The organism is Agrobacterium bohemicum, assembly GCF_002896715.1.
Classification (GTDB): Bacteria; Pseudomonadota; Alphaproteobacteria; order Rhizobiales; family Rhizobiaceae; genus Agrobacterium; species Agrobacterium bohemicum.
In genome coordinates this window covers 270,487-284,841 of sequence record NZ_PGEL01000025.1, presented here as the reverse complement: position 1 = coordinate 284,841, position 14,355 = coordinate 270,487, and the positions used below count along the sequence as shown (strand labels likewise).

The window sequence follows — 14,355 nt, the reverse complement described above, 5'->3', positions numbered from 1 at the left end:
CTTACTGTCTTTCCTTCAACGCGGCTTCGTAAGCGGCGCGTGCATTGTTGACTTCTGTGCGCTGCGACACTTCCGGCACGGCGACATCCCACCAGTAACCACCGGCATCCGGTGTTGGGTACGGGTCGGTGTCGATGACGATAACGGTCGTGACCGTTGCTTCACGCGCGGCATTCAGCGCCATCTCGAGCTCCGCAATCGAGGATACCTTGTGAGCATCCGCGCCCATGCTGGCCGCGTGGGCGGTAAAATCGATGGCGATGGGGTTTGTGTGATTGGTGTGGGCGTAGAGGTTGTTGAACTCTGCGCNGCCGGTGCCCATTTGCAGCCGGTTGATGCAGCCGTAACCCCTGTTATCGGTGATGACGAGGGTGATCTTGACGCCCATGGCGACCGCGGTGGCAAGCTCCGAATTCATCATCATGTAGGAGCCATCGCCGACCATGACGATAACGTCACGGTCAGGCTGCGCCATTTTTATGCCGAGGCCACCGGCGATTTCGTAACCCATGCAGGAGAAGCCGTATTCCATGTGGTAGGAAAGCGGCAGCTTGGCTTTCCACAGCTGATGCAACTCACCCGGCATGGTGCCAGCCGCGCACATAACGACGGTGTTGTCGCGCGAGGCCCGCTGTACCGCACCGATGACCTGCATGTCGGTGGGCAGGCTGTTGGCTTCCGTTGGTGCTGCGGTTACGGCATCGGCTTTCGCAAACCATTGCTGCTTTAACGCACCTTCGGGTGTCGCAAAACGGTGGCTGCCCAAAGCGGCAGACAGCTTTTCCAAACCGACCTTGGCATCCGCCGTCAGGCTGATGGCATTGTGCTTGGCACTGTCATAGGGCTGGACGTTGAGGGCCAGAAGCTTGCGATCAGGGTTCTTGAACAGCGCCCATGAGCCGGTGGTGAAATCCTGAAAGCGGGTGCCGATGCCGAAGACGAGATCGGCCTTTTCGGCGATGGCATTGGCGCTGTCTGCACCTGTTACGCCGACCGGGCCGAAGTTCAGATCATGATCCCAGGCGAGCGCGGACTTGCCCGCCTGCGTTTCGATGACCGGAATTGAGTGCGTCTCGGCAAAGTTTTTGAGCGTTTCCGTCGCGCCGGAGAAGTGCACACCACCACCGGCGACGATGACGGGATTTTTGGCCACCTTGAGGGCCGCAACGGCTTCTTCGAACTCTGCGATATCGGGTTCCGGACGGCGCTGGCGCCAGACTTTTTTCTCGAAGAAACTGGCCGGATAATCGTAGGCTTCCGCCTGCACATCTTGGCAGAAGGCGAGCGTGACCGGGCCGCAATCTGCAGGGTCCGTCATGGTGCGCATGGCGCGCGGCAAAGCGGTCAGAAGCTGTTCGGGGCGCATGATGCGGTCGAAATAGCGGCTGACGGGTTTGAAGCAATCATTGGCGGAAACGGTGCCATCACCGAAATCCTCGATCTGCTGCAACACCGGATCGGGGCCGCGATTGGCGAAGACATCGCCGGGAATGAGCAGAACGGGTAAGCGGTTGACATGAGCGAGTGCCGCTGCCGTGACCATATTCGTCGCACCGGGNCCGATGGAGGACGTGACCGCCATGGCACGTCGGCGGCCGAGTTGTTTGGCATAGGCAATGGCCGCATGTGCCATGGATTGTTCGTTCTGGCCGCGATAGGTCTTCAGCTCATCACGGATGCCGTAGAGCGCTTCACCGATACCGGCGACATTGCCGTGGCCGAAAATGGCCCAGACACCGGCGATATAGGTTTCGCCATCCTCGTTCATCTGCGCGGCCAGATAGCGCATCATCGCCTGCGCTGCCGTCAAACGTATTGTCGTCACGCTGCTTCTCCCTTGTTTCCTGCGGCGCGCGCCTCATCCCAGATGCGGCAAAGCGCGCTGTAGCGCTCCGCCATCTGGCCGACGGCCTCCTCGTCGCTCATCTTGCCGGACAGCCATGCCCGGCCAGCATCCGCAAAANTCGTACGACCCACGGCAAAACCTTTGACCAGATCGAAGCCCGCCGCAAGACGGAAGCTTTCTTCCAGTTCCGCCTGCGGGGCATCCAGACCCAGCACGACGATACCGCGCACATATGGGTCGTTGCGCTTCACCGCATCGGTCGCGTTTTNCCACGCAGCCTCGCTTTTCATCGGCTCCAGCTTCCACCAGTCGGGGTATACGCCGATTTCATAGAAACGGTCGATGATCTTGGCCGTTGTCGTGTCATCCACCGGACCGACTTTGGAGGGAATGACTTCCAGCAGCAGTTCCAGCCGGTTGCGCCGTGCGGCCTGAAACAGCCGTAGCACCGTGTCTTCCTGCTCCTTGCGCAGCTCGGCCGCATCATCGGGGTGATAGAAGCACAGAACCTTGACGACATTGTTTGCGGGCCACTCATTGAGTCCGCCGAAATCGAGGCCGAGTTCCGGCTCCAGCGTCAGCGGGCGAGAGCCCGGCCATTCCACGGGCCTGCCGATCCAAAGATTGGTGCCGCTGGCTTCGTAAAGCGCGTCGCGGCCCAAGCGGCTGTCGCAGAGAATGCCGTAACCGGCTTGCCCGCCGGACACCTGAAGGGCTGCTTTCAGGCAAAGCTTCTTGAAGTCGCCAATCTTGCCGTGATCGACACCGGCCTCATCCGCCATGGCTTCCAACTGCATGCGGTGATCGAAGGCGAAGACGCGCATGGTGTTCCAGTCACCCTTGCGGTTGGTGGCCCAGTGCACCTGTTCCAGCGCTTCATCCTTGCGCAAAGCCTTGTTCTTGATGCCGGTGCGGAAGAAATATTGCAGCTCTTCCCAGCTGGGGTAAGCGGGGGTGCAGCCGTGGCGCGACACTGCAAAGGCACCGCAGGCATTGGCGTATTTCAGCGTCGTCGGCCAATCCTCACCCCGCAGCCAGCCGCGGAACAGGCCCGCCATGAAGCCGTCGCCTGCGCCCAGCACGTTGAAGACCTCGATGGGGAAACCCTCGCCGGATTCACCATCATCGAGATTTGCCGGAATGTCGCCGGGGAAGACGGAAGCGCCCATGGGGCCACGCTTGCACACCAATGTCGCCTTGGAAACCTTGCGGACGGCTTTCAGCGCTTCCAGCGTATCGGTGGACCCGCCAGCAATGTGGAATTCCTCTTCCGTTCCGACGATGAGGTCGAAGAAATGCAGCGTGGATTGCAGCTTTGCCGTCACCTTTTCAGATTCCACGAAGCGGCTTTCGCCATCGCCATGGCCTGCGACACCCCAGAGGTTTGGACGGTAGTCGATATCGAGTGCTGTCTTTGCGCCGTTTTCCCGCGCCAGCCGCAGCGCCTTCAGGACGGCGGCTTCGGTCTTGGGGTTGGACAGATGCGTGCCGGTGGCGCAGACGCAGCCAGCGTCGGCGATGAAGGCGGGATCGATATCGTCTTCGCACAGCGCCATGTCGGCGCAGTTTTCGCGGTAGAAGATCAGAGGAAATTGCGACTGGTCGCGAATGCCGAGCAGCACCAGCGCTGTCAGGCGTTCCGGGTCGGTCTTCACGCCTCTGATATCAACGCCTTCGCGCACCAGCTGTTCACGAATGAAGCGACCCATATGCTCGTCACCCACACGGGTAATGACGGCGGTCTTCAGGCCTAACCGCACGCCACCGGCGGCGATATTGGTCGGAGAGCCGCCGATATATTTGTTGAAGGAGGACATATCCTCCAGCCGCCCGCCAACCTGCGCGCCGTAAAGATCGACCGACGAGCGGCCAATGGTAATGAGATCGAGCTTTTTCACGACCGTCCTCCCTCGCTGTGACGAGAATCCTGCATCTGGAATGACACTCCACCATCATTCCATTTCAGGCTATTTTTGGACTATAAATTCCATTTTTTCTATTTNCAACATAAATATTCAATTTTGACGGTGCGTGCCGACCCCAACAGCGAGCGTGATTGCAACACACAACGTGGCTGAAAGCGAGCGAAAGGCGCCGAAGTCGACCTCAGAAACGGCCAGAATCGTCGCCCCCAGTTTGCGCATCGGGCTGACCGCCGTATCCGTTATCGCGACAACAGGAACGCGCCGCGCAAGGCTTGAGGATACGAGGTCCATCGTTTCTGCCGAGTAGGGCGAAAACGTGATGGCAAGCACCACATCGCCGGAGCGTATGGCGCTTTCATTGTGCAATTGGCCGACCGATGCGTGCAGCATGGCTGGAACGCCCATTTTTNCGAAGGCATAGGCCAGATAGCTGGCGACGGCAAAGGAACGGCGAAGACCGATGATATGAATGGTACTGGCTTGCGACAGCACACGAATAGCCGTCTCGAATTCCTGAGGATCGACGGTTTTCAGCACGTTTTCAAGCGAGGCGCGGCCTGCATCCACGAATTCGGCCAGAAGCAGCGCGCCGCCGTCTTCGCCACTGTCGCGCAGATTGCTGAGCCGCGTCGTATAATCCGGCCAGCCGCCGGTATAATGTTCGCGAAACAGGCGCTGCATTTCGGAAAANCCGGAAANGCCCATGATCTGGCTGAAACGCATCATGGCCGATGGTTGGACGCCAGCACTTTCCGCCAGTTCGGCAACGGTGGAAACCGCGATGCGATCCGCGTGGGCAGCGACGTAGTCGGCGCATTGGCGCAGGCGCTTCGGCAGACTGTCGGTCACCTCCAGCAATCGCTCCCGAAAAGCTTCGACCGTGGCCGGTACCGCATTTGTCATCATGACCTCTCCCCTCATTTTCTATCCCGCTCGTAATATGGAATATCCATTCCAAATTATTTCACAAGGTTTCCACGACGATTCATCGGGTGACAGGCCCGGTCCGACATGGCATAGGGACGCCAAACCTCCAGCTTATCGGTTACGTCTCATGATCCGCATCGAAAACATCAGCAAATCCGCCAGCCACCGCATCCTCTTCATCGAGGCGTCCGCCGCGCTCAACCGCGGAGAAAAGGTCGGGCTGGTCGGTCCAAACGGTGCGGGCAAGACGACGCTGTTTCGGATGATTACCGGTCAGGAGCAGCCGGATGAAGGCCAGGTTGCCGCCGACAAGCACGTCTCCATCGGCTACTTCAATCAGGATGTCGGCGAAATGGCAGGGCGCAGCGCAGTTGCCGAAGCCATGGAAGGCGCAGGGCCGGTCAGCGCGGTTGCGACCGAACTTCGCGAACTGGAAGCGCGCATGGTCGATCCTGACCAGCTCGACCAGATGGACGAAATCATCGAGCGCTACGGCGAAGTGCAGGCACGTTACGAGGAGCTTGACGGTTATTCTCTCGAAGGCCGCGCCCGCGAGGTCTTGGCGGGCCTCAGCTTCAGCCAGGACATGATGGACGGCGATGTCGGCAAGCTCTCGGGCGGCTGGAAGATGCGCGTGGCGCTGGCCCGCATTCTTCTGATGCGGCCCGATGTGATGCTGCTGGACGAACCAAGCAACCATCTGGATATCGAAAGCCTCATCTGGCTCGAAACCTTCCTGAAANCCTATGACGGCGCGCTTTTGATGACATCGCATGACCGCGAATTCATGAACCGCATTGTCAACAAGATCATTGAAATCGATGCGGGCTCGTTGACGAGCTATACTGGCGACTACGGATTTTACGAACAGCAGCGCGCCCAGAACGAAAAGCAGCAGCAGGCGCAGTTCGAGCGACAGCAGGCGATGCTTGCCAAGGAAATCAAGTTCATCGAGCGCTTCAAGGCTCGTGCTTCCCACGCCTCGCAGGTGCAGAGCCGCGTCAAGAAGCTGGAAAAGATTGACCGCGTCGAGCCGCCGAAGCGCAGGCAGACGGTGGCCTTCGATTTTCAGGCGCCACCACGTTCCGGCGAAGATGTCGTATCCTTGAAGCAGGTGCATAAGGCTTACGGCCAGCGCACCATCTATGAAGGTCTCGACTTCATGATCCGCCGCAAGGAGCGTTGGTGCATCATGGGCGTCAACGGCGCTGGCAAATCCACCCTTCTCAAGCTGATCGCAGGAACAGCCAAACCGGATGTCGGCAGCGTGAATGTCGGTGCCAGCGTCAAGCTTGGTTATTTCGCGCAGCACTCCATGGACCTGCTGGATGGCGATGCGACCATTCTGCAATGGCTGGAGCAGCGTTTTCCGAAGGCAGGACAAGCGCCATTGCGAGCCCTTTCCGGCTGCTTCGGCTTTTCCGGCGATGATGTCGAGAAGAAATGCCGGGTTCTATCGGGTGGTGAAAAAGCGCGTCTCGTGATGGCGGCGATGCTGTTCGACCCGCCAAACTTCCTCGTTCTGGACGAGCCGACCAACCACCTGGACCTTGACACCAAGGAAATGCTGATCAAGGCGCTCGGCGAATATGAAGGCACCATGCTGTTCGTTTCGCACGATCGCCATTTTCTCGCGGCCCTGTCCAATCGCGTTCTGGAATTGACGCCTGAGGGCATCCACCAATATGGCGGCGGCTATGTCGAATATGTCGAACGCACGGGTGCAGAGGCTCCGGGACTGATGAAGGCATAAAAANTGCGGCCTCCAGGGCCGCATTTTGAGTTTGGTAAAGCGCTGGCACTCTAGTTGAGTGTTTCCCAGTTGCTCCGCACATCTGATGCCGATCTGCTGAGATGCACATGGGCATCTACATGGTCGACCCATTCCAACGGGATCAAATGGTGTTTGCCATCGTCGGAATCGGTTCTGGTCAACTTGATCCTGCTTTGGCCTTCCATATGATCGACAGTGCCTACATGGCTACCATCGGCGGAACGCACTTCCATGTGCTCGCGAATTTTGTCTTCAGAAATCATTTCTGTTTCCTCCGTTGTTTCTTCGATATGCAAGGAGGAAATGAGAATGAGCCGATTTCGTTCCCGTTTTTGACGAGAACGCAGCTTGAGGCTTTTCTGCTTCCTAAAAANGGGCATCCGCGAAAAGATCATCGTCCTCAGACGCAGCTGGTTGGCTCATCACATTTGTGACGTTACCCGACGTGGAGGTGCTGGAGGGCAGAAACCGAACGTGAATGTCTCGCTCCTGGAACATGGTGTAAAGTTTGTAGACCTGCGCACTGAAAGGGCTGATCTTGTCGACAAACCCTGACACATCGGCCTGGAAACCCTGTGGCAACTGAGCGGCAATCTGGCAGCATTCGTTGAATGTGTTGCCAAGCTCGCTCTGGAAATCAAGCGTCACCACAGCCGAACTGATGCGGCTGAACACGGCCTGACCTTCCTCCGCAAGCGCATCGATACCGGAAGACATCTGCATTTTTGTGTTTCGAACGGTTTCCAGCGCTTCATTCAAGGGTGCCGCGAGATCAGCGGAAAGCCCGCTTCCGTGTTGCGCCAGCTGCTGGGTGGTTGTCTCGACCCGGTGCAGCTCCTCAACGATAGCGTCGGCAGGCGTTTCCAACTTGCCTGCGAATAAGCGCATTTCACCGCTGACGACGTTGACGGATCTTCCGGCGTCGCCAAGTTTCGAGCACCGAAGATTGGAGTTCAAAGCCATGTAATGGATGTCGATTTTGATGGACCGCAAANTTTCGATACCGCGCGACAGTTCCTGCGCGCTGGTCGTGACGGAAGACACGACGTCGTCGGCTTCAGCACTGCTTTCCTGAACGCGAGTGACGAGATCGCAGGCCTCGACAATGCCCTGCTCCATCAGCGCCAATACGTTGCGCTCTCCATTCGACGTTCTGTCGACCAATTCATCGCGCAGCGAAAGAATACGAGCTGCATCATCTGCAAAGCTGGAAATGCTGGTGAATATCTTGCCGCAGTCGCGGTGGAAATCCGCAGCTGTTTCATCCATCTGGGCGCTCGCCAATTGCAGCACAGCTTCCTTCAGCACGTCATATTCGGAATTGCTGAGCGCCTTGCCTTCAGGAGACGACCCAAAGTCGTCCATCAACTGAAGCATGCTTTGAATGTGTTCGATACGCTGGCGCGTGATATCACCGATCTGGAGCGACGACAGGACGGACCCGATCTTACCCTGAATGGTCTGGGCAATCTTCTTCACCTGTGCAGCGATATCCTTCATCTCCTGGTGCTGCTGGGAGATGCGGGCCGAGTTTTCGTTCAGCCCCGTGATGATCTGCGGAATGGTGCAATCGAAATCCGCCTTCGTGGCAGAAGAAAACGAAAGGGCTGTAATCAGTTGCTTGCGCATGACGTCGAGGTTCTTCGCAAACCGCCCGACCTCGTCGGCACCGGACTGGATGCGTTCTCGTATTTCGTCGGCAAAGCCTGCAAATTCGGCAAGGCCAGCACCGGTTATCTTGACCGTGATTGCGAAGGTCTTGAGATAACGAATGGTCTCATGGATATCGTCAATATGCTCGCCAGTGGATGCGCACATGTCCGCAAGCGATTTGAAGCCGGCCTGACGGCGCTCCTCTGTCTTTGGTAACTGGGCGAGATCATCGATTGTCTTGCGCAAGCCGTCGATGTTGTTTTTCGCGGTTTTACCATCCAGCGTACCGGTCATCCCATCAAGAATGCCCGTCAGATTGCCGAGAATGTCCATAACCGATACGAGAACGGCACCGCCTTCGAGAAATTTCTTCTCGATCTTTGCATGAGCAGCCATCAACTTGGCACTGAATTCAGCCTGCTGATCAAGTTTGTAGGTCACATTGGACTTATGCAAAGGATTCATCGTCGTTTTCCGATCTTGCGTTATGGGTGAACGCTAAGCGGATTTAGAAAACGATAGGTGAATCAAAGCGGTCGCCGGTCACCAAATGCCAATTACAGTTAATAGTTGGCTACACCGACGGTTGACGAAACCGGGCATGATACGGCAAGGCCGAAGACGCGCATGAGGCGGCAGGTTTCGGGCACTCTATAGCGCCGCATGTCTGAATGTCAGATTGAACCGTGCGCGCCNTGCGGCATCATGCGTTCCCTCCTTCAAGGGCATGATGCCATGATAGAACAGGCGCGACGGGCCACCCCAAACGACGACGTCCCCGTGGCTGAGTGGATATTTGCGCACCGGATCACCGCGATTGATGCCTCCGAACTGGAATGTCGCAGGCAGTCCCAGTGACACAGACACGATGGGATTGGTGAAATCCCTCTCATCCTTATCCTGATGGAGCGACATTTTCGCGCCAGGCTCATAACGATTGATCAGGCAGGCATTCGGCACGAAATCCGCGTATCCGGCATCCTTCGCGGCATCGATGGCAAGAGACAGGAAGGTCTCCGGCATGGCTGGCCAGGGCTGACCGCTTTCGGGATCGGTCTTCTGGTACCGGTAGCCCTTTCGATCCGTCACCCAGCCGAAGGGTCCGCAATTCGTCATGCCCACGGACATGGAAANCCCGCCGGGTGTAACCATGTGCCGGAAAGGTGCTGTCGCGGAGATACCTTCTATCTGCGCCAGCAGATCACCGGCATTGTCGAAAGCATACCGACGCAGCAACCATGCGCCTTCGGCCATTTCCTCTTCGGCTTTATCAAGGCCCGAGAACAGATCATCCATCATGCCGGGACACTTTCAGTCATCGCTGTTATGGACGGGTGAAGCAACGGGCGATATCCCGCTTTCAGCGTGCGCAACGTCGAAGGTGGCGTCAGCAAGCCATCCACGAAGGGCAAGGTGTGGGCGCGCTCGTAACCTTGCGCACTCCAGCGATACTGCTTTCCTTTCATGGTCAGATAGGCGTTGCCACCTGCGGCAATCATCGCACCATCCGGCAGTTCGTCCAGAGGTGAAAGCAGCATGTTGACGCGCTTGCGCCGTGACTGAAGTCTCTCCTTGTGGAGGATGATATCGATATCTCCAGCACTCGGCAGGGGTTTGGCGTTCCCTTCGGCCCATGAAGCCCTGAACATATCCGCATCCTGCCTGCGGCACTGGAAGCAGGGACGATGACCTGCGGCAAGGGCCGTTGCCTCATCGAAAAAGAAAAGCTCGGTCCAGCTCCGCGTCGCCATGACATCCCGGCGCGTGTTCTTATAATCGCAACTGCAGACGAGCCACGCCTTGGATGTCCAGCGCTTCGTCGTCAATGTTCTGGTTTCGGGATCATGAATGATACCGCGATTGCCGGTGAAGAGACCGCGCATGGGCAGATCGACGATATCACCAAACGGATCGACGCGATTTTGTAGCGGCATGTTCTTCCCCTGACGACCCTCAGCACCTGATACAAATCACATGGAAAANGAGACCATTTNAGGGAGATAGCGAGCGATGATCGCGGCGTAAATGCGGCGTTAAGCACAATGGTCCATACCGTGTCAGAGATTTCGTGGCCATGCCGTCACCGCTTGAGAAGGTTTGCCCCCAATGCCCGCTCCCGAGATGCGCCGGAAGTTATTCTCCCATGAAAGACCCGACATCATATACGCCATCGGCGATGTTCATGGCTGCTTTGACCTGTTGCAATCCCTGCAGGAGAAAATCCTGACCGATGCAGCGCAGCAGCACGGTTCCAAATGGATCGTGATGCTGGGCGACTACATCGACCGGGGTCCGAAGTCCTCCTACGTCATCCATGAATTGATGCAGCCGATGTCTGATGACATCGAGCGCTTTTGCCTTGCTGGAAACCACGAGGCGACCATGCTGGATTTTCTGCAAGACCCGCGCAAAGATCATCTCTGGCTGCAATTCGGTGGCGTGGAGACGCTGCGCTCCTACGGCATCAATGACCTGCCGCAGGATAAGACGAGCTTCAAAACGCTGTTGCAGGACAACATTCCCCAGAGCCACATCGACTTCATGTCGTCTCTGCCATCGCTGCTTGCGGTGCCGGGACTTTGCTTCGTGCATGCGGGTATCGTCAACGGTGTGCCTCTGCAACGGCAAGAGGACAAACATCTGTTGTGGATTCGCCCCAAGGATCAGACCGTCCCGGGCGCCGACAACCTCTTCATGACCGTGCATGGTCATACGCCGGTGCGCAATGTCTCGCTTTCCGACAACCGGTTGAATGTCGATACCGGTGCCTTCATGACCGGACGTCTCTCCGCCGTGAAAATCCTTCGGGATGGCACAGTGACTGCGATGCACGCCGAGTAGGATTGCCGAGGGATAGAAACGAAAAACACCGGCTTAACACAGCCGGTGTTTTTTATTTTAGAGCGACCTTAGTGGTTGTCGCGCGGCACGCCCTTTGTCTGGGCGATGCGCTGATACTTGACGGCATTTTCCAGAACCGCGCCGGTTTCCATCTGGCCGACGAGGCCGCGCTGGATTTCCTGCCATGGAGTCTGGTGGTCTGGGAACTTGTAACCGCCTTCAGCAGCCAGAGCTTCATAACGCTTGGCCAGTTCTTCGGCAGAAAGCAGGATATCGGCCTTGCCCTTGCCGACATCGACGCGAACCCGGTCGCCGGTCTGAAGGATCGCAAGACCGCCGCCTGCGGCAGCTTCCGGCGATGCGTTCAGAATGGACGGGCTACCGGATGTACCGGACTGACGGCCATCACCGATGCAGGGAAGCGAGGTGATGCCCTGCTTGAGCAGGTAGTCCGGCGCACGCATGTTGACGACTTCGGCCGCACCCGGATAACCGATAGGACCGGCACCACGCATGAAGAGAACCGTGTTGGCATCGATGCCGAGCGACGGATCATCGATTCGGTGGTGGTAGTCTTCCGGACCATCGAACACAACCGCCTTGCCTTCGAACGCTTCGGGATCGTCGGGGTTGGACAGGTAACGTTCGCGGAATTCTGGTGAAATCACGCTGGTCTTCATGATGGCGGACGAGAACAGGTTGCCGCGCAGGACGCGGAAACCGGCGCGCTCCTTCAGCGGCTGATCGAATGGACGAATGACCTTTTCGTCTTCGATGATGGCGCCACGGCAGTTGTCGCCAATGGTCTTGCCATTGACCGTCATCGCGTCTTCCTTGATGAGACCCTGTGTCATCAACTGGTTGACGACAGCGGGAACGCCGCCCGCGTGGTAATAGTCTTCGCCGAGATATTCACCGGCAGGCTGAAGGTTGACCAGCAACGGCACTTCTTCACCATAGGTCTGCCAGTCGTCGACGGTCAGCTCGACGTCGAGGTGACGGGCCAGGCCGTTCAAGTGGATCGGTGCGTTGGTGGAGCCGCCGATGGCCGAGTTGACGCGGATGGCGTTGATGAAGGCGTCCTTCGTCATGATATCGGAAGGCTTCAGGTCTTCGCGGACCATTTCAACGATGCGCAGACCGGTGAGGTAGGAAATTTCCTGACGGTCGCGGTATGGTGCCGGAATTGCGGCGGAGCCAGGCAGTTGCATGCCGAGGGCTTCAGCGAGCGAATTCATGGTCGTGGCCGTACCCATGGTATTGCAATAGCCGGTGGACGGCGCCGAGGAAGCAACGAGCTTGACGAAACCGGCATAGTCGATCTCGCCCTTCGCCAGAAGTTCGCGGGCCTTCCAGACGATTGTGCCGGAACCGGTGCGTTCACCCCGGAACCAGCCGTTCAGCATGGGGCCGACGGACAGAGCGATGGCAGGAATGTTGACGGTGGCCGCCGCCATAAGACAGGCAGGCGTGGTCTTGTCGCAGCCGATGGTCAGCACGACGCCGTCAAGCGGATAGCCATAAAGCACTTCCACGAGGCCGAGATAGGCAAGGTTGCGGTCGAGGCCAGCTGTTGGGCGCTTGCCGGTTTCCTGAATAGGGTGAACCGGGAATTCGATGGCGATGCCGCCTGCTTCGCGAATACCTTCGCGCAGACGGTTCGCGAGCTCAAGATGGTGGCGATTGCACGGCGACAGATCAGAACCCGTCTGCGCGATACCGATGATCGGACGATCGGACTGCAATTCCGCCTGGCTGAGGCCGAAGTTCATGTAGCGCTCAAGATACAGCGCCGTCATGTCGGCGTTATCAGGATTATCGAACCATGCGCGAGAACGCAGCTTACCGCCCTTTGCCTGCGTTGCGGGTAGGTTGGTCAGGTCTTTCATAACTTTGATCTCCAGCCGGAAATGGCAAATGGGTACGACAACAGGATTGCGACGACCTTATGATGAGGAAAAGAGAAAAAGACCTCGGCAATATCTAGCGCGAGGCAGGTCCAGCTGAGGACAGCACCGGATTTTTTCGACCTTTTGAAGACAGTCGATGACGATCGTCACGAAATTTCCGCCCTGAATTCTTCTTTTGCCTGCTCTCATCTGCGACAATTGACTTGCTCCGTCAATCACCGCGATCAGCATTCGGTATTCGTATTACTAATTTGCGAGAGCGTTTGTTGTCAAGGCGACTTCCAGCGTCGCCTGACAGCATCCAGAAANTTATTTTTGACCGATTTTCTATTGTAAAANCAGGAAAAATTCTCGTGTTCTCAGTTTCATAGACGGTCTTAACATCAGAAAACGCTCAGAAGCCACTTTTCAAAGGTAATACTATATGCTCATATCGGCCTGTCTTAGGCGAATTCATCTCTGGGAGGATTACAGATGAAAAANGCACTCGCGGCGGTTACCGTCGCCATTTCCGCATGTCTGGCATCAGGCGTATCAGCACAATCTCTCACCGTCGGCTTTTCGCAGATCGGCTCCGAATCCGGTTGGCGTGCCGCTGAAACGACAGTGACCAAGCAGCAGGCCGAAAAGCGTGGCGTGACGCTGAAATTCGCTGACGCACAGCAAAAGCAGGAAAACCAGATCAAGGCCGTTCGTGGCTTTATCGCGCAGGGCGTCGATGCGATCTTCATCGCACCTGTCGTCGCAACCGGCTGGGATGCCGTGTTGAAGGAAGCCAAGGAAGAGAATATCCCCGTGATCCTTCTCGACCGCCAGATCGAGGCTCCAGATAGCCTTTACCTGACAGCCGTAACATCCGATCAGGTCCACGAGGGCAAGGTCGCCGGCGAATGGTTGGCCAAGGACGTCGGCTCCAAGGACTGCAAAGTCGTAGAGTTGCAGGGCACCACCGGTTCTTCTCCTGCCATCAACCGCAAGAAGGGCTTTGAAGAAGGCATTGCATCGCATGCCAACATCAAGATCGTTCGTTCGCAGACCGGTGACTTTACCCGCACCAAGGGCAAGGAAGTCATGGAAAGCTTCATCAAGGCTGAAGGCGGCGGCAAGGATATCTGCGCAGTCTACGCCCACAATGACGACATGGCCGTCGGCGCAATCCAGGCCATCAAGGAAGCTGGCCTGAAGCCAGGCACGGATATCAAGGTCGTGTCCATCGATGCTGTCCCCGATATCTTCAAGGCAATGGCTGCCGGTGAAGCCAATGCGACGGTGGAACTGACACCAAACATGGCTGGTCCTGCTTTCGATGCGCTCGAAGCGTATCTGAAGGACAAGAAAGAGCCAGCAAAGTGGATCCAGACGGAATCCAAACTCTACACGGCGTCTGATGACCCGATGAAGGTATACGAGGAGAAGAAGGGACTGGGCTACTAAACCAGTTTCAACTTCGGGAGCGGCGCGCCAAGCGCCGTTCCCACC

At 57.3% G+C, this 14,355-nt stretch carries 10 protein-coding genes; 3 read left to right on the top strand and 7 right to left on the bottom strand.

Going from position 1 to position 14,355, the window contains the following annotated elements:
• Window position 1 precedes the first annotated feature (1 nt).
• From iolD to CUC55_RS13405, 3 genes are all read right to left on the bottom strand, one after another.
• Window positions 2–1,825 carry a 3D-(3,5/4)-trihydroxycyclohexane-1,2-dione acylhydrolase (decyclizing) gene (iolD, locus tag CUC55_RS13415; RefSeq protein WP_103088172.1) on the bottom strand — a complete coding sequence of 608 codons (1,824 nt, stop codon included), beginning with the start codon at window positions 1,823–1,825 and terminating at the stop codon, window positions 2–4.
• A complete protein-coding gene (locus CUC55_RS13410) occupies window positions 1,822–3,744 on the bottom strand; it encodes a bifunctional 5-dehydro-2-deoxygluconokinase/5-dehydro-2-deoxyphosphogluconate aldolase (RefSeq protein WP_103088171.1) in 1,923 nt (640 codons plus the stop codon). The genes iolD and CUC55_RS13410 overlap by 4 nt, the downstream gene beginning before the upstream one ends.
• Window positions 3,745–3,861: 117 nt before the next feature.
• Window positions 3,862–4,677 carry a MurR/RpiR family transcriptional regulator gene (locus CUC55_RS13405; protein ID WP_103088170.1) on the bottom strand — a complete coding sequence of 272 codons (816 nt, stop codon included), beginning with the start codon at window positions 4,675–4,677 and terminating at the stop codon, window positions 3,862–3,864.
• Between the two features lie 148 nt (window positions 4,678–4,825).
• Here CUC55_RS13405 and CUC55_RS13400 point away from each other — a divergent pair, with 148 nt between their 5' ends.
• Complete coding sequence (locus tag CUC55_RS13400; protein ID WP_103088169.1) at window positions 4,826–6,451, top strand: ABC-F family ATP-binding cassette domain-containing protein; 1,626 nt, start codon at window positions 4,826–4,828, stop codon at window positions 6,449–6,451.
• A gap of 50 nt (window positions 6,452–6,501) precedes the next feature.
• Here CUC55_RS13400 and CUC55_RS13395 read toward each other — a convergent pair whose 3' ends face one another.
• The 3 genes from CUC55_RS13395 to CUC55_RS13380 all read right to left on the bottom strand — a co-directional run bounded on the left by CUC55_RS13395 (window position 6,502) and on the right by CUC55_RS13380 (window position 10,059).
• Complete coding sequence (locus tag CUC55_RS13395; protein ID WP_067648324.1) at window positions 6,502–6,735, bottom strand: DUF2171 domain-containing protein; 234 nt, start codon at window positions 6,733–6,735, stop codon at window positions 6,502–6,504.
• Between the two features lie 2,041 nt (window positions 6,736–8,776).
• Window positions 8,777–9,421, bottom strand: coding sequence for a DNA oxidative demethylase AlkB (gene alkB, locus CUC55_RS13385; protein ID WP_103088225.1), 645 nt, complete (start codon window positions 9,419–9,421; stop codon window positions 8,777–8,779).
• The gene (locus tag CUC55_RS13380) at window positions 9,421–10,059 is read right to left on the bottom strand and encodes a hypothetical protein (protein WP_067648090.1); all 639 of its coding nucleotides are present in this window, start codon (window positions 10,057–10,059) and stop codon (window positions 9,421–9,423) included. The genes alkB and CUC55_RS13380 overlap by 1 nt, the downstream gene beginning before the upstream one ends.
• 172 nt (window positions 10,060–10,231) lie before the next feature.
• On the opposite strand from CUC55_RS13380, the gene CUC55_RS13375 reads away from it, so the two are divergent.
• Entirely contained in the window at window positions 10,232–10,966 is a 735-nt protein-coding gene (locus tag CUC55_RS13375; RefSeq protein ID WP_082760228.1) for a metallophosphoesterase, read from the top strand.
• A 68-nt stretch (window positions 10,967–11,034) separates the two neighbouring features.
• Here the strand turns inward: CUC55_RS13375 and CUC55_RS13370 are convergent, their stop codons facing one another.
• Window positions 11,035–12,855, bottom strand: coding sequence for an IlvD/Edd family dehydratase (locus tag CUC55_RS13370; RefSeq protein ID WP_067648084.1), 1,821 nt, complete (start codon window positions 12,853–12,855; stop codon window positions 11,035–11,037).
• Between the two features lie 495 nt (window positions 12,856–13,350).
• On the opposite strand from CUC55_RS13370, the gene ytfQ reads away from it, so the two are divergent.
• A complete protein-coding gene (gene ytfQ / locus CUC55_RS13365; RefSeq protein ID WP_103088167.1) occupies window positions 13,351–14,310 on the top strand; it encodes a galactofuranose ABC transporter, galactofuranose-binding protein YtfQ in 960 nt (319 codons plus the stop codon).
• The last annotated feature ends 45 nt before the right edge of the window (window positions 14,311–14,355 follow it).